General features: G+C 32.7%; 15 protein-coding genes and 1 riboswitch. Of the genes, 14 read left to right on the forward strand and 1 reads right to left on the reverse strand.

Annotated elements, in window-relative coordinates; all coding sequences use genetic code 11:
* From B3040_RS04060 to B3040_RS04090, 7 genes are all read left to right on the forward strand, one after another.
* Nucleotides 1–708, forward strand: a 708-nt coding sequence (locus tag B3040_RS04060; protein ID WP_349679161.1) for a hypothetical protein, incomplete at its 5' end; no start/stop codon positions are given.
* Nucleotides 709–906: 198 nt separating this feature from the next.
* Nucleotides 907–1,008, forward strand: a riboswitch (purine riboswitch).
* 156 nt (nucleotides 1,009–1,164) lie between these two features.
* A complete protein-coding gene (locus tag B3040_RS04065) occupies nucleotides 1,165–1,734 on the forward strand; it encodes a xanthine phosphoribosyltransferase (protein WP_291570487.1) in 570 nt (189 codons plus the stop codon).
* 136 nt (nucleotides 1,735–1,870) lie between these two features.
* On the forward strand, nucleotides 1,871–2,977 hold the full coding sequence (locus B3040_RS04070; RefSeq protein WP_291570490.1) for a BMP family ABC transporter substrate-binding protein: 1,107 nt from the start codon (nucleotides 1,871–1,873) through the stop codon (nucleotides 2,975–2,977).
* Nucleotides 2,978–2,995: 18 nt separating this feature from the next.
* Entirely contained in the window at nucleotides 2,996–4,528 is a 1,533-nt protein-coding gene (locus B3040_RS04075) for an ABC transporter ATP-binding protein (protein ID WP_291570492.1), read from the forward strand.
* Nucleotides 4,525–5,616, forward strand: coding sequence for an ABC transporter permease (locus B3040_RS04080; RefSeq protein WP_291570494.1), 1,092 nt, complete (start codon nucleotides 4,525–4,527; stop codon nucleotides 5,614–5,616). The genes B3040_RS04075 and B3040_RS04080 overlap by 4 nt, the downstream gene beginning before the upstream one ends.
* The gene (locus tag B3040_RS04085; protein WP_017415318.1) at nucleotides 5,616–6,551 is read left to right on the forward strand and encodes an ABC transporter permease; all 936 of its coding nucleotides are present in this window, start codon (nucleotides 5,616–5,618) and stop codon (nucleotides 6,549–6,551) included. Before B3040_RS04080 ends, B3040_RS04085 begins: the two co-directional genes overlap by 1 nt.
* 274 nt (nucleotides 6,552–6,825) lie before the next feature.
* Nucleotides 6,826–8,001 carry a Gfo/Idh/MocA family protein gene (locus B3040_RS04090; RefSeq protein ID WP_291570496.1) on the forward strand — a complete coding sequence of 392 codons (1,176 nt, stop codon included), beginning with the start codon at nucleotides 6,826–6,828 and terminating at the stop codon, nucleotides 7,999–8,001.
* An 18-nt stretch (nucleotides 8,002–8,019) separates the two neighbouring features.
* Here the strand turns inward: B3040_RS04090 and B3040_RS04095 are convergent, their stop codons facing one another.
* Nucleotides 8,020–8,919 carry an AraC family transcriptional regulator gene (locus B3040_RS04095; protein WP_291570498.1) on the reverse strand — a complete coding sequence of 300 codons (900 nt, stop codon included), beginning with the start codon at nucleotides 8,917–8,919 and terminating at the stop codon, nucleotides 8,020–8,022.
* A gap of 203 nt (nucleotides 8,920–9,122) precedes the next feature.
* On the opposite strand from B3040_RS04095, the gene B3040_RS04100 reads away from it, so the two are divergent.
* The 7 genes from B3040_RS04100 (at nucleotide 9,123) to B3040_RS04130 (ending at nucleotide 15,713) form a co-directional block, all read left to right on the forward strand.
* Entirely contained in the window at nucleotides 9,123–10,304 is a 1,182-nt protein-coding gene (locus tag B3040_RS04100) for a Gfo/Idh/MocA family protein (RefSeq protein WP_291570501.1), read from the forward strand.
* Between the two features lie 211 nt (nucleotides 10,305–10,515).
* The gene (gene galE / locus B3040_RS04105) at nucleotides 10,516–11,532 is read left to right on the forward strand and encodes a UDP-glucose 4-epimerase GalE (protein ID WP_291570503.1); all 1,017 of its coding nucleotides are present in this window, start codon (nucleotides 10,516–10,518) and stop codon (nucleotides 11,530–11,532) included.
* A gap of 22 nt (nucleotides 11,533–11,554) precedes the next feature.
* Nucleotides 11,555–12,484, forward strand: coding sequence for a sugar phosphate nucleotidyltransferase (locus B3040_RS04110; protein WP_291570505.1), 930 nt, complete (start codon nucleotides 11,555–11,557; stop codon nucleotides 12,482–12,484).
* A complete protein-coding gene (locus B3040_RS04115; protein ID WP_291570507.1) occupies nucleotides 12,477–13,583 on the forward strand; it encodes a phosphotransferase enzyme family protein in 1,107 nt (368 codons plus the stop codon). The genes B3040_RS04110 and B3040_RS04115 overlap by 8 nt, the downstream gene beginning before the upstream one ends.
* Nucleotides 13,584–13,634: 51 nt before the next feature.
* Nucleotides 13,635–13,931, forward strand: a complete 297-nt coding sequence (locus B3040_RS04120; protein WP_291570509.1) for a hypothetical protein — start codon at nucleotides 13,635–13,637, stop codon at nucleotides 13,929–13,931.
* 85 nt (nucleotides 13,932–14,016) lie between these two features.
* On the forward strand, nucleotides 14,017–14,742 hold the full coding sequence (nagB, locus tag B3040_RS04125) for a glucosamine-6-phosphate deaminase (RefSeq protein ID WP_291570511.1): 726 nt from the start codon (nucleotides 14,017–14,019) through the stop codon (nucleotides 14,740–14,742).
* 509 nt (nucleotides 14,743–15,251) lie between these two features.
* Nucleotides 15,252–15,713 carry a MarR family winged helix-turn-helix transcriptional regulator gene (locus B3040_RS04130; RefSeq protein WP_291570513.1) on the forward strand — a complete coding sequence of 154 codons (462 nt, stop codon included), beginning with the start codon at nucleotides 15,252–15,254 and terminating at the stop codon, nucleotides 15,711–15,713.
* Nucleotides 15,714–15,813 lie beyond the last annotated feature (100 nt).

Consider the following 15,813-nt stretch of genomic DNA (forward strand, 5'->3'; position numbering starts at 1 on the left):
CACAAATTATTTTACAGACTCCTGATTTCATTTGTTTTATTTAACTTTATATATTTTTTTGTAACTGTAAGGTCAATTGAGCCTTATTATTTTTCGGGGTTAATTTTTGCTATACCCTTTCTTTCCTTTGGAGCAATTACTTTTTTTACTATAAAAGATAAGCTAAAAAGGAAAGCAGCGATTATTCTAACAAGTGTATTAACAGTTATTATGCCAATTGTAATGAGTTTTGCATTTATATTTATGGCTATTACAGCACCCCTTGCTACAGTAACTGATTTAAGTAGATATCATAGAGTTTTGAAATTAAATGATTATGAAAACAGTGAACTGATAAAGCATTTCCCAAGTAAAATACCAACTGATGCAAAGAATGCTATGTTTAATTATCAACCTGGTTTTTTGCAAGGAGGCGAGGGGTATAAGTTAAAGTTTTCCGCAGATTCAAACTCTATTGAAAATTATATTAAGGAATTCTCACAAGGAGCAAAATGGATAGGAAAGTCGAATCATAGAGAAGCTGAGATTAATGGAGTAGAAATGGCATCCTTTGACAGTTTTGGGTATAATAAATTGCCCATAGACTTTACAATTTATCTAATTATTAGTGAACCCTATAAACCCTTTGATTGGAATCATGGGAAGTTAAGCCTAGTTGCGGTGAGTAAACAAAGAAGTGAAATAATATTCTTTGCAAAGCATTGGTAGGTAGTTTTTAGTTAAGATGAAATTTAATGGATATTTTTTTATAAGAAGCTAAATATTTGCTATATTGAGTTAATCAATATGGCTTTTATTTATGAAAAGTATTGCAATTAATCCTGTTTTAATATAAGATAATATATAAATAAAGGGTGTTTACGAATAATAGGAAAAATATTTTGTTGAATGTTCGTAAATATATAATTTAATAGTAGATTTATACTTCGTATATGTTTGGAAATATGGTCCAAGCGTTTCTACCGGGCAGCCGCAAACAGCCTGACTACGAGGGTTATACATAGGCATTGTAAGAATTTTGTTGATTCCATTTTTAACATGGATTTTGAGAATATTATATATTAATATTTTCTCATTGCCTTAACTTGTATTCAACTCTCTAGATTGGAAACCAATTTGGAGAGTTTTTATTTTGACCATTTTTAATGGAGAAAGGATATGGTTATGAAACTTTTAAAAGAAAGAATTGTGAAAGACGGTTTTATAATTGGAACTAAAGTACTAAAAGTAGACAGTTTCCTAAACCATCAAATTGACGTAGAGCTATTTAATGAAATTGGAAAAGAATTCAAAAGAAGATTTAGCAGTGAGGAAGTAACAAAAATCCTCACAGTTGAAGCTTCAGGCATAGGTATTGCTTGCATAGCAGCACAGTATTTTAAGGTTCCAGTGGTTTTTGCAAAAAAACATGAAGCAAGTAATCTGGATTCTGAGGTCTTTGAATCAGATGTTTATTCTTTTACAAAGAATAAGAATTACAAAATAAGAGTTTCAAAACAGTTTCTGAAAAAAGAGGACAAGGTCCTAATTGTAGATGATTTTTTGGCCAATGGAAATGCTGCTAAAGGTCTTATTAATATAGTAAAACAAGCCGGTGCACATCCAACAGGTGTAGGGATTGTTATTGAAAAGGCCTTCCAAGATGGAAGAAGCAAGGTAGAGGAAACTGGAGTAAAGGTTGAATCACTAGCCATAGTTGAATCTATGTGTGAAGGAAATATAGTGTTTAAGTAAGTAAAGGTACATAATTTTCAAGTTTAATATTATAACTTCAACTACAGATAAAATAGTAATGCAAGGCCTAAGGATTTAAGGACTTTGTGGTTAACATTATAAATTTAATTACTAGTTAAATAAGGAGAGTGTAAAAATGAAAAAAGTAATTTCTTTAGTAACGTCTTTATTCATGGCTACTGCAATATTTGCAGGCTGTGGGAATAGTGGGGCTGCAAAAACAAGCAGTAATAACAAGGATGAGATAAAAGTAGGTTTTATTTATGTTGGACCTCCAGGAGATGGAGGATACACTTATCAACATGATCAAGGTAGAAAGTATCTTGAAGAACAGTTGAATGTAAAGACAATTGCAAAGGAAAATGTTAAGGAAGATAAGGCAGAGGTAAGAAAAGTAATAGATGGTATGGTAGATGAGGGAGCTAATGTAATTTTCTCTACAAGCTTTGGATTTATGGATGGTACAGAAGAAGCAGCTAAAGAATATCCAAATGTTAAATTCTTTCATGCTTCGGGCTATAAGTCTAATACAACAAACTTTGTAAATTACTTTGGAAGAATAGAAGAGCCAAGATATCTTGCTGGTATGGTTGCAGGATTAAAGACTAAAACAAATAAAATTGGGTTTGTATCTGCTTTTGAAATACCTGAGTGTATAAGAGGTATTAATGCATTTACTTTAGGAGCTCAAGCAGTTAATCCAGATGTAAAAGTAGTGGTTAAGTGGGCTCACACTTGGTATGATCCTGCTATTGAAAAACAAGCAGCTTTAGCACTATTAGATGAAGGTGCAGATGTTCTAACTCAGCACATGGATTCACCAGCTGTACAACAAGCAGCGGAAGAAAAGGGAGCCTTTGCTGTTGGTTACCATTCAGATATGGCGGATAAAGCTCCTAAGGCAAATATGACTTCTGCTGTATGGAACTGGGGTCCTTACTATGTAGATCAAGTTAAGAAAATAAAAGAAGGAACTTGGAAAGCAGAAAACTATTGGGGAAATATGAAGGATGGAGTTGTTGCTTTAGCTCCACTAACTGCTAATGCACCAGAAGGAGCAAAGGAAAAGGTTGAAGCTGCTAAGGCAGATATACTTTCAGGCAAACTTAATGTATTTGCTGGCCCATTAAAGGATCAAGCAGGAAAAGAAAGACTAGCTGCAGGAAAAACCCTTACTGATGAAGAGCAATTAAGTATGGATTGGTTTGTTCAGGGTGTTGAAGGTAGTCCTAGCGCAAAATAATTGGAATAGGTGATTTTAATGAATAAAAGAGTACATTTTATTTCCATGGAAGATATAACAAAGTCTTTTGGAAGTGTAGTAGCAAATAAAAATATTAGTTTTCAAGTGTATGAAGGTGAAGTTCATGCTCTTCTAGGAGAAAATGGAGCAGGAAAAAGTACTCTTATGAACATGTTGTCAGGGGTTTATACTCCTGACAAGGGTTCTATATTTGTTCATGGTAAGAAAGTAAGTTTTTCTTCTCCAAAGGATTCTATAAAAGCAGGTATCGGAATGATTTATCAGCACTTTAAGTTAGTTGAGGCTATGAGTGCAAGAGATAATATAGTTTTAGGACAAAAAATTTCCTTTTTTAGAAGCAAAAAGGCTGCGGATGAAAAAATTAATAGTATCTGTGAAAAATACGAGTTAAATATAAATCTAGATAAAATGGTCTATGATATGTCTGTGGCTGAAAGACAAATCTTAGAGATAATAAAGGTTTTATATAGAGGAGCAAAGATTTTAATTCTTGATGAGCCAACAACTGTATTCACACCTCAAGATGTAGAAAAGCTTTTTAGAATAATGAGGAAAATGAAGGAAAATGGCTGTGCAATTATTTTTATAACTCACAAAATGGATGAGGTTATGGAAATTGCAGATAGGATTACTGTACTTAGAAAAGGCGAAACCATAAAAACTTTAGAGAAAGATGCAACAAGTCCAAGAGAACTGGCGGAACTTATGGTTGGAAGAAGTGTGGATTTATCTATAAAAAAATCTCACTGTGAAATAGGGAAAAGTATTCTTCAGGTTAAAGAGTTAAAGGTTTGTAATAATGAGGGGAATTATGCTTTAAACAAGGTAAGTTTTGATATGTATAAGGGAGAAGTTCTAGGTATTGCAGGTATAGCAGGTAGTGGACAAAAGGAAATATGCGAAGCAATTTCAGGAATCTGCAAGATAAATAATGGAGAAATAATATTTCAAGGTGAAAATATAGCTGGCAAAAGTCCAAGAGAAATAATGTCAAAAGGAATATCCATGAGTTTTATTCCAGAAGATAGACTTGGCATGGGCCTTGTTGCTTCTATGGATATGGTGGAAAACCTTATGTTAAAAGCTTATTATAAGGACAAAGGTATTTTTATCAACAGAGGTCCAGTGAGAATCAAGGCTGAAGAAATAAAAAACAAGCTAGATATAAAGACACCAAATATATATTATCCTATCAAAAATCTATCTGGTGGTAATATTCAAAAGATATTATTAGGTAGAGAACTAGACTGTAACCCTCATTTACTTATAATGGCTTATCCTGTTAGAGGTCTTGATATAAATACTTGTTATGCAATTTATGATTTAATTAACGAACAGAGAGCTAAGGGCGTATCAGTACTATTTATAGGCGAAGATATAGATGTACTAATGCAACTTTGTGACAGAATTATGGTGATTTGTGATGGTACTGTCACTGGTATAGTGGATCCTAAAACCTGCGTAAAGGAAGATATAGGTTTACTTATGGCAGGAGGAACAAAACCACAGACTGAGGAGGGGATAGCATGATAAGATTTAAAAAGAAAAGCGAAATAACTAAAAGAGAAAGTATAATAATTCGTAGCTCAGCAGTTATTTTAGCACTTATAGTTTGTTCCTTGTTTTTATTGTTTTTATCCTTAAATCCCTTTGAAGTTTATGGTTCCATGTTAAAGGGTGCCTTTGGATCTTTATATAAAACCAAGTCTACAATTGTTAAAGCGGTTCCTTTGGTAATCACTTCCCTTGGAATTACAGTGGCTTTTAAAATGAGGTTCTGGAATATAGGAGGAGAAGGTCAAATTTTAATGGGAGCTCTTGCTTCTTCATTTGTAGCTTTGAAACTAACGAGTATTCCAGCCTTTGCAGTAATACCCATGATGATTTTAGCTGGTATTTTAGGTGGTGCTCTTTGGGCTATTATTCCTGCAATGCTAAAAACAAAATTAGGTACAAATGAGACTATTATTACTTTGATGATGAATTACATAGCTTTAAAGTTAGTAACTTTTCTTCAGTATGGCCCATGGAAAGACCCTAATGCAAAAGGGTTTCCTAAAATTCCGAATTTTAAGGAGTCAGCGGTGCTACCTGAGGTGTTTGGAATCCATATAGGTTGGATATTTGCAATATTACTAGTAATAATCATATACATATTTATTAATCATACAAAAAAGGGCTACGAAATATCTGTTTTAGGGGAAAGTGAAAATACAGCCCTTTATGCTGGAATTAATATTAATAAAACTATACTAACTGCAATGATTATAAGTGGTGGACTATGTGGACTAGTTGGAATGATACAGGTTTCAGCTGTGTATAATACCCTTTCAATGCAGGTTTCTGGTGGTGTTGGCTTTACTGCAATAATAATTGCCTGGCTTTCACAGCTAAATGCTTTTGCTACCCTTATAGTTTCAATTCTATTTGCAGCCCTTGTGGAGGGAGGCACTTATATTCAAACAGCCTTCAATATTCCTGAAGCTGTTGCACTGATAATTCAGTCTGTGATTTTATTTTTTGTACTAGGATGCGAATTCTTTATAAAATATAAAGTAGTATTCTCAAAAGAGAAGCCAAGGGTTAATTCACTTAAAGTTACAAAGGAGGAGATGTAATGTCTAGTTTAGAACTTTTTCTAGCAGCAGCCATTGTTGCAGGAACTCCAATTCTTTTTGCTACCTTAGGTGAGATAATTACTGAAAAATCAGGGAATCTAAATCTTGGTGTTGAAGGTATGATGCTAATGGGTGCAATTATTGGCTTTACCACAGGATTAAAAACTGGAAACCCTTTGCTAGCACTGCTTGCAGCTATGGCAGCAGGAGCAATGGGGGCATTTATTTATGCCTTTTTAACTATTACTTTAAGAACTAATCAGGAAGTTACAGGACTTACCTTAACTATCTTTGGAACGGGATTTTCAAACTTTGTAGGTAAGGGTTTTGTAGGGCAAGTTGCGCCAGAAAACCTACAACGTTTTTTTAGTAAAATAGAGATTCCAATACTGTCTGATATACCATTTATAGGTACTATATTTTTTAAGCAAGATATCTTTGTTTATATGGGATACATTCTTACAGTGATTTTAGGAATATATTTGTATAACACTTCTAAGGGTTTAAATCTTAAGGCGGTTGGTGAAAACCCAGCTGCTGCAGATGCTGCAAGTATAAATATAACTTTATATAAGTATGTTCATGTTATAGTAGGTGGAGCTCTTTGTGGTCTTGGTGGAGCATATCTTTCTTTAGTAAATGTACCTACCTGGCAAGAAGGAGTAACAGCTGGGAGAGGCTGGATAGCAATAGCCCTTGTTATTTTCTCTACTTGGAACCCATATAAAGCATTACTGGGAGCCTTCTTATTTGGAGGACTTGAAATAATTGGGTTCAGACTTCAAGGAACTAGTATACAAATATCTCAATACTTAATCGATATGTTACCTTATTTAGTAACCATAGTGGTATTAGTGTTTGCATCACTTAAAAAGAGTAGAAAAAATAGTGGACCTAAAGCTTTAGGTGGAGCATATTTTAGAGAAGAACGATAAATTATTGAGCTCTAAAAAGGTAAAATAGTCTTCAGATCTCTCTGTAAGATAGTTGAGGGTTTAGTAATTACAAAATCTTTATAAATAGTAAAAATGAAAAAACTATGAGTTTAATACTTAAAAGCCATGTTGCTATGCAGCAGAGGCTTTTTATTTTTTTGTCCATCTAAATAAATATTCAGCCCAAATTGTTAAATACATGAAAAATTAGATAAAGTAAAATAAATGTAGGGGATTATAGAATGAAAATCCATATGAGGATGGGAGGATAAAAATGAAAAAATTTAAAGTTGGTGTTATAGGAACTGGAATGAGAACTATGTTTCTTATGAATGAAGTTCTAAAGAGAGAAGAACTTGAGGTAGTAGCTGTATGTGATATAAATAGAGAAAGTCTAGATATGGTTACAGAGAATTATAAGATAAATTGGACTGAGTATGATAACTATAAAGATATATTAGCCCATGAAGATATAGAAGGAGTTATAATAGCTAGTCCTGATTATTGCCATGAAGAACAAGCAATTGCAGCTTTTGAGGCAGGAAAGCATGTGTTTCTTGAAAAACCAATAGCAATTTCTATAGAAGGGGCTAAAAAAGTTCTTAAAAAAAGAGATGAATCAGGAAAGACACTTTTGATTGGTTTTGTTTTAAGATATAACAAACTATATAAGAAAATGAAAGAAATTATAGATAGTGGCCTTATTGGAGAAGTTAAGACAGGCTGGATACTTCATTCAGTAGGAGCAGGAAGTGATTGGTATTTCCATGATTGGCATGGACTAATGGAAAATACAGGAGGACTACTACTTCAAAAGGGAAGCCATGATTTTGACATTATTAATTGGGTTGTGGACTCAAAGGTTAAAAGAATTGCTGCTATGGGAAGCAGGGATTTTTTTAAAGGGGATAAATCAAATGATTTAGTGTGTGAAAAGTGTGATGAAAGAAATAACTGCACAGAAGCTATTAAAGAACACAGGATAGCATGGAAAACTGCAAATGGAAATGATGCGGACATATTATACAATAGGTGGAGAAATCAATGTGTTTATAGGCAAGAAGTAGATGTATTAGACAATCATCAAGTTTTATTGGAGTATGAAAATGGAGTTAAGGTAAGTTATTTAGAGTGTCACTATACTCCAGATGATAATAGGGAATATATTTTTATTGGGACAAAAGGGAAAATAAAGTTAGATGATGCAAATGACACAATAACTGTTCAGATAAGAAATGGAATGTATGATAGGAAAGAAGAAATTGTCTATAAAAATCTACAGTCTTCAGAAGGCCATGGAGGTGGAGATAAATATATTCTTGATGATTTTATTTATGCTCTAAAAACTGGCAAGCAACCAAATGCAGGAGGCGAAGCAGGTTACTATGCTATTGAAGCAGGGCTTTTAGCTCACAAGGCTATAAGAGAAGAAAAAATTATTCAGGTGTAATTAAAAAGGCCGACCCAATTATAGGTTGGCCTTTGCTTTTACTGAAGAAGCATATTCTGATGGTGACATGGTGGTAGCTTCTTTAAAGGAACGAGAAAAGGTATGGACTGATTTATAACCCAGCATATAAGCAATTTGAGTAAAGTTATGCTGTTGCTCTCTTATAAGAGTTTTTGCTTCATCAATCTTAAGATTTTTAAAGTATGCCATAGCACCAAGATTTGTTTTGTTTTTAAACAAAGTTTTTAAATAGGTTTTACCTAAGGCAAAATGACTGCAGATATCTTCAAAGGTTAAATCAGAAGATATATTTTCACGCATATATTCAATAATATTATCCACTAACCCTTTTTCCATTTTTTCTAAAGTACTTTCATTGAGCCTTTTAGAAGAGTGATCAAAACTACCTTTTCTAATTAATCTAATTAGAAGCAGTTCCAGATGAATTTTAATAAGCTGTTCTGAACCAAAAAGAGGATTTTCATGTTTAAGTAGTTTATTGTGACCACCTAGGGCATTACTGTAAGCCTGTTTAGCTTCTTTTAAAATCTCAGCAATTAAATTTTTTTCAGAGGCTTCTATTTGCATAATTTTATTAGAGAAGTAGTCCATAGCTGGATTTTTGCACTCAAAGCTCATAATCATGAGGTTAGGAGCTACTTTTCCATTGGCCCATTCACTATGGAATTCATTGGGTTTGTGAAAAATAATATCCCCTTGGGTAAGCTTGTATCCTTTAGTGTCGGCCATTACTTCTACTTCACCTTTGTCTACATACAAAAACTCCCAAAAGTCATGTTTTTCTCCTCTAAAGATATAGTCAGAAGCAAATTCGAAATAATGAATAGTAACAATTTCATCTATATTAATTACAAGATTAATGGGTGTTTTATAATATTCTTCTGCATAAGTATTCATTCATATATCCCCCCATTACTATATTAATGGTAATACAAGGGGTTTGTCTAGCAAAGTATGGAATATATGTTTATTAAAATAAGAGCAAATTAAAGGGATGTAAAAATTACCAAATTAAATTTTAAAATACTTATTACTGAGATTAAAGGAAGTAGAAAAGTTGCTAGTAAGTTCTACATCAGTGAAATTAAGGAGGAATGTTAATGAGAAAGTTTAGAATTGGAATCATTGGGGCAGGAATGAGAGCTATATTTCTTATGAATGAAATTCTAGAAAGAAAGGAACTTCAGGTTGTTGCCTTATCAGATGTTAGCGAATATAGTATGAATCAATTATGTAATAAATTTGATCAGCAATGGCATAAATATAAGAATTATCAGGATTTACTTGCTAGAGAAGATATAGAAGGGGTCATTATATTAAGTCCAGATTATGTTCATGAAGAACAAGCAGTTGCAGCCTTTCAGGCAGGAAAACATGTGTTTTTAGAAAAACCCATAGCCATAACTATTGAGGGCGGCAAAAGAGTAATTGAGGCAAGGGATAAAAGCGGTAAGATACTCCTTGTGGGTTTTGTTTTACGATACAACAAGGCTTACAGAAAAATGAAGGAATTAATTGATTCGGGCATAATTGGAGAGGTAAAAACCGGTTGGGTACTACATTCTGTAGGATCGGGAAGTGATTGGTATTTTCATGATTGGCATGGAAGTATGAAAAATACAGGAGGTTTACTTCTACAAAAGGGGAGTCATGACCTTGATATGATAAATTGGATAGTAAATTCTAAGGTTAAAAGAATTGTGGCTCTTGGCAGTCAGGACTTGTTTGGTGGAGACAAATCAAATGATTTAGTGTGCCAAAAGTGTGAAGATAGAGGTTATTGTAGTGAGGCTATAGTAGATAGAAATATAAGCTGGAAAAGACCAGATGGAAAAGGTGCCGAAGTACTTTACAATCAGTGGAGAAATCAGTGTGTGTATAGAAAAGAAGTGGATGTATTAGATAATCACCTTATGTTATTGGACTATGAAAGTGGGGTTAAAGTAAGTTACATGGAATGTCATTATACTCCAGAGGATAATAGAGAATATATATTTATTGGAACTAAAGGTAAGCTAAAACTTGATGATTCAAAGGATTTAATTACCATTCAATTAAGAAATAGTATATATGATAGGGAAGAAAAAACAACCTTTGAAAACCTCCAGATGTCAGAGGGGCATGGTGGTGGGGATAAACATATTATTGATGATTTTATCCAGGGATTAAAAACAGGAAAGCAACCCAAAGTTGGTGGTGAAGCTGGTCTCAAAGCTATTGAGATAGGTATAGTTGCTCAGGAAGTTATAGCATTTGGCGAGGATAACCAATTTTTAAATTAAAAACATAAAATATTAAATGCAAAAATAAATTAATTAGCAGGATACTAACAATTAATGTATATGTCTTTTTAGACAAATTAAAAGTCCATTTTGATAAATATTAAAATTCCTTTGAAAGTTATAATTTTAATATAGACAAATCAAATGAGTTTAAAGTTATAGAACTTATTATTACTACTAGTTAAGTTTTAATAAGATTGGGGGGCTTAAAATGAAGATATTAGTAACTGGGGGAGCTGGTTATGTTGGAAGCCATACTTGTGTAGAGCTTTTAGAAGCTGGTTATGAAGTAGTGGTGGTAGATAATCTTATAAATAGTAGTGAAGAAGCTTTAAAAAAAGTTAGGGAAATAACCCATAAGGATATAAAGTTTTATAAAATAGATTTAAGAGATAAAGAATCTCTAGAAGAAATTTTCATGAAAAATAAGATAGATGCAGTAATTCACTTTGCAGGCTTAAAGGCCGTAGGCGAATCTGTTGAAAATCCGATTAGATACTATAATAACAATCTTTTTAGTACACTAATCCTTTGTGAAGTTATGCAAAGTTTCAAGGTGAAAAATTTAGTTTTCAGCTCTTCTGCAACAGTTTATGGTAATCCGCGTACTGTACCAATTACAGAAGAATTCCCTCTTAGCTGCACAAACCCCTATGGAAGAACTAAGTTATTTATCGAAGAAATTCTAAGGGATATATATACATCTGATAATAATTTTAATATTGCTATTCTTAGGTATTTTAATCCAGTAGGTGCTCACGAAAGTGGAAAAATTGGGGAAGACCCTAATGGAATTCCTAATAACTTAGTGCCTTTTATTTCACAAGTAGCTATAGGAAAACTTAAGGAACTTAAGGTCTTTGGTAATGATTACCCAACTCCTGATGGAACTGGAATAAGAGACTATATTCATGTAGTGGATTTAGCTCAAGGACACATTAAAGCCTTAAAGAAACTAGAGGAAAGACCAGGGGTTATAACTTATAATCTCGGAACTGGAAAAGGGTACAGTGTTTTAGAAATGATTCACGCCTTTCAATTAGCTTCAGGAAAGGAAATTCCCTATAAAATTGTTGGAAGAAGGCCAGGAGATATTTCACAATGCTATGCAGACCCAACAAAAGCTGAAAAGGAAATAGATTTTAAACCTAAAAGGACAATTTACCATATGTGTGCAGATGCTTGGTGCTGGCAATGTACTAATCCAAGTGGTTATGGAGACAGTTAAGGAGTAAAGGGGGAATACCATTATGATAAAACCTACATTAGTGGTTATGGCTGCAGGCATGGGGAGTAGATTTGGAGGCTTAAAGCAAATTACTCCTGTTGGTCCTAATGAGGAAATTATAATTGACTACTCAATTTATGATGCTATAAAAGCAGGCTTTGGAAAGGTCATATTTATAATAAAAGAAGAAGAGGTAGAGAACTTTAAGAATAGTATAGGAAAAAGAATTGAAGACTTAATCGAAACGGTTTATGTATTTCAAAAGTTAGATATGTTACCAAGGGGGTATAGCGTACCTCAAGAGAGAAGTAAGCCTTGGGGTACAGCTCATGCAATTATGTGCTGTAAGAACTATGTAGACACACCTTTTTTAGTAATTAACGCAGATGATTTTTATGGAGCTACTACTTATAAAATTATCCATGATTATCTTATAAGGTTAAAGGATAATAAAGAGCTTTACCAATATGCAATGGTAGGCTTTAAGTTAGAAAATACTCTTTCTGACAATGGTTATGTCGCTAGAGGAGTATGTGAAGTTGATGACTTAGGGTTTTTAAGAGAAATTAGAGAAAGAACTGAAATAAAAAAGTTTCAGGAGGAAGTAAAATATCGTGAAAATGGAGAAAAATGGGTTAGTATTCCAGAAAGCAGCATAGTTTCAATGAATGCTTGGGGACTTACACCTAGTATATTTGATGAATTAGAAAAGAAATTCAGAATTTTTTTAGAGGAAAAACAGGATGAAATCTTAAAAGCAGAATATTTTTTACCTACTGTAATCGATAGTTTGATCCATGAAAATAAAGCTAAAGTAAAAGTTCTTAAATCTGAGGAGCAATGGTATGGTGTTACTTATAAAGAAGATAGACAGATTATAAACACTGCAATCTTAAACTTAGTTCATAAGGGCATATATCCAGCAAATTTATGGGGGAAGCAAGATGAATAATAATTATAATTTTGAAGAAATAGTAAATCACTTCAATTATGAAGGTGATTTGATTAGGGTAGAGCCTTATGGTTCTGGCCATATAAATGATACTTTTGCAGTAACCTTTAATAAGTATGAAGGTAAAGTTGTTAGATATATTTTGCAAAGAATAAATACAAATATTTTTAAAGAACCTGAAAAACTTATGGAAAATATAGAGAATGTAACTAGGTTTTTAAAGAATAAAATCAACGCTTTGGGAGGAAATCCACATCGAGAAACATTAAATTTGATATATACTGTTGATCATAAACCTTTTTACCATAGTTCATCAGGAGATTACTGGAGAAGTTATGTATTTATTGAAGGAGCAAAGACCTATCAGGTAGTGGAAACCTTACAACATTTTTACAATGCAGGAAAGGCTTTAGGAAACTTTGAGCAATTACTTTCTGACTTTCCAGCAGAAAAGCTACATGAAACCATTCCAAACTTTCATAATACTAAAGCTAGATATGAAGAATTTTTGATGGCCTTAGCTGAGGATAAAATGAATAGAGCTAAGGATATTAAAAAGGAAATAGAGTTTGTATTGGAAAGAGGAAAGGAAACCACTATTTTGGTAGACCTTTTAAATGAAGGGAAGTTACCACTTAGGGTTACCCATAATGATACAAAATTTAATAATGTTATGATAGACAATGAAACCGGTGAGGGAATTTGTGTAATAGATTTAGATACCATAATGCCCGGATTATCTCTTTATGACTTCGGGGATTCTATTCGTTCTGGAGCTAATCTAGCAGAGGAAGATGAGAGAGACTTATCTAAAGTATCGATGGATTTATCACTGTTTGAGCATTTTACTCACGGATTTTTAGAAGGGACTAAGCACTCACTAAGGGACATTGAAATAGAGTATTTACCTTTTGCAGCTAAAATCATGACCCTAGAATGTGGGATTAGATTTTTAAGCGATCACTTAAATGGCGATATTTATTTTAAAATTTATAGGGAAAATCATAATTTAGATAGAGCAAGAACTCAATTTAAAATGGTTATGGATATGGAAGGAAAGTTTAGTGAAATGAAGGCTATTGTAAAGAAGTATAGCTGATTCACTAAGAGGTTCGGCATAGGGAAATTTAATAAAGTTAAAGAAAAAAACATGATAAACAGGGGAGCTATGAAGGGTAGAAATGGAGTTATAGAAGTTTTAGAAAAATACAAAAGAGATAAAAAAATTAAGAAGGCCACTATAGGCATTGACTCCGCAATAGATAAAGTAGTTAGGGTTGTGCGTAATAAATCAACAAATAACGGAAAAGAATTTTTTTCAAGTATCTCACAGTTTGGGGAGTATATTACTTCTAAAAGTGCAATAAGTTGTGGGATAGAGTTAAGTGAAAGGTTTCTTAAGTTGGGAGACAATGCCCCCATTGCAAGTAATATCCTTGGGAATTAGGGGTAACGGTTAACTGTGTTAGCCTTTTGGAATTACAATGTCTTTATGTTAAACAACCAAAGCTCTCTACTGAGGGAGGGATCATATGAAAGTTATTATTGCTAGAGACTATAAGGAATTAAGCAAAAAGGTTTCAAGCATTTTGGCAAGTCAACTAATTCTAAAGCCAGAAAGTGTTTTAGGATTAGCTACTGGTTCCACGCCTATAGGAACCTATGAGGAACTTATAAAGCTACATAAACAAGGTGTGATTAGCTTTTCAAGTGTTACTACATTTAATTTAGATGAATATTATGGCTTAGATAGTAATAATCCTAATAGTTATAGTTATTTCATGAGAGACAAATTATTCAATCATATAGATATAAATAGTAATAAAATTCATATACCAAATGGTTTAGCTAAAAATGTACAAAAAGAGTGTGAATACTATGAGGAAAAAATTATTGAAAAGGGTGGCATTGATATGCAGCTTCTTGGTATAGGTAGAAATGGACACATTGGTTTTAATGAACCTGACATTAAATTTGAAGCTATAACCCATCTTGTAAACCTAGATACAGATACTATTTATGCTAACGCTAGATTCTTTAAAGATGTTAAAGGCGTTCCTAAGAAAGCCATAAGCATGGGCATAAAGACAATAATGAACTCAAAGAAAATATTGTTATTAGCTTCTGGTGAGGCAAAGGCACAAATAGTTTATGATACATTATACGGAAAAATAACCCCTGAAATTCCAGCTTCAGTGCTTCAGCTTCATCCTAATGTAATAGTAATAGTTGATAAACAGGCGGCTAAGTATTTATAAAACTTAACTAAAATATTTTAAAGTGACTACAGAAATAAAGAAAGAAGGAAATCTCCATTTAAAAATAATTAAGTAGCGGTAGAGATTGTTATTAAAAAAAAACTCATGGTTAAAAGCAACAGCTGAAGTTATTTATAATTTAAAGCTAATGAGAGTATCAAGTAAGTGACTATGGTGAGCTGTGCATGAAAGTGCATGGCTTTTTTAATTTTTTTCATAATTTTATTATGAATTAATAATTTTCATAACTAACTTTTGCTTAAAAGTATCTAGTAAAGATAGTATAATCATTAATTTTAAACACAACACTTTTATAGGGGGTAAAGTTAAGATAAAAGTAGAGCTAACAAATATATAATAAAAAAATATTTTATATATAAAAAGTAAAAAACAATTAACAACAAGGACATAATATTAATATTGACTGTTAGTCGACTAAATGATATTATAAATTATGTTAGACGGCTAATTAATTTTAGCATGCGATACATAGAGGAGGAATATAATAAATGGAGGATAAGGGTTGCTTTAATCCAGATAATTTATACCATGTATTTGGGCAAATAATAAAGTTGCATTTTACCCGTTCTCATAACTTATTAGAGAAACAAGGGATTTATCCAGGACAGCCACCACTGTTATTTACATTATATTATAAGGATGGTCAAAGTCAAAAAGAACTTGCAGATAAGCTTAAGATTAAGCCTGCAACTGTAACTGTTATGATAACAAGAATGGAAAAGTCAGAACTGCTTACAAGAAAACAGGATGAGCAAGACCAAAGAATCTCTAGAGTTTTTATCACAGATAAGGGTAGAGAAATGTGTAAGAGACTTAAGAGTATTTTTGAAACTCTTAATGAAGAGTGTTTTAGTAATTTTACGGAGGAGGAGAAGGTGTTGCTTCGTAGATTTTTTCTTCAAATGAGGGATAATTTAACAAAAGCTAGCTTGGATAAATTAGGCGACTAAATAATTGTGAAGTTGATTAATATGAGTTTCAGGTAAATACTAAGATGTTTACATTTGGGATTTGTATAACATTAGTAGGGCTTAATCCATAAGTACCTAT

The organism is Clostridium sp. UBA4548 (genome assembly GCF_002387895.1).
GTDB lineage: Bacteria > Bacillota > Clostridia > Clostridiales > Clostridiaceae > Clostridium_J.

Excerpts from the sequence above, each read along its gene's own strand:
- B3040_RS04065 (WP_291570487.1), top strand. The coding sequence starts at position 1,165 with ATGAAACTTTTAAAAGAAAGAATTGTGAAAGACGGTTTTATAATTGGA.
- B3040_RS04070 (WP_291570490.1), top strand. The coding sequence starts at position 1,871 with ATGAAAAAAGTAATTTCTTTAGTAACGTCTTTATTCATGGCTACTGCA.
- B3040_RS04075 (WP_291570492.1), top strand. The coding sequence starts at position 2,996 with ATGAATAAAAGAGTACATTTTATTTCCATGGAAGATATAACAAAGTCT.
- B3040_RS04080 (WP_291570494.1), top strand. The coding sequence starts at position 4,525 with ATGATAAGATTTAAAAAGAAAAGCGAAATAACTAAAAGAGAAAGTATA.
- B3040_RS04085 (WP_017415318.1), top strand. The coding sequence starts at position 5,616 with ATGTCTAGTTTAGAACTTTTTCTAGCAGCAGCCATTGTTGCAGGAACT.
- B3040_RS04090 (WP_291570496.1), top strand. The coding sequence starts at position 6,826 with ATGAAAAAATTTAAAGTTGGTGTTATAGGAACTGGAATGAGAACTATG.
- B3040_RS04095 (WP_291570498.1), bottom strand. The coding sequence starts at position 8,919 with ATGAATACTTATGCAGAAGAATATTATAAAACACCCATTAATCTTGTA.
- B3040_RS04100 (WP_291570501.1), top strand. The coding sequence starts at position 9,123 with ATGAGAAAGTTTAGAATTGGAATCATTGGGGCAGGAATGAGAGCTATA.
- galE (WP_291570503.1), top strand. The coding sequence starts at position 10,516 with ATGAAGATATTAGTAACTGGGGGAGCTGGTTATGTTGGAAGCCATACT.
- B3040_RS04110 (WP_291570505.1), top strand. The coding sequence starts at position 11,555 with ATGATAAAACCTACATTAGTGGTTATGGCTGCAGGCATGGGGAGTAGA.
- B3040_RS04115 (WP_291570507.1), top strand. The coding sequence starts at position 12,477 with ATGAATAATAATTATAATTTTGAAGAAATAGTAAATCACTTCAATTAT.
- B3040_RS04120 (WP_291570509.1), top strand. The coding sequence starts at position 13,635 with ATGATAAACAGGGGAGCTATGAAGGGTAGAAATGGAGTTATAGAAGTT.
- nagB (WP_291570511.1), top strand. The coding sequence starts at position 14,017 with ATGAAAGTTATTATTGCTAGAGACTATAAGGAATTAAGCAAAAAGGTT.
- B3040_RS04130 (WP_291570513.1), top strand. The coding sequence starts at position 15,252 with ATGGAGGATAAGGGTTGCTTTAATCCAGATAATTTATACCATGTATTT.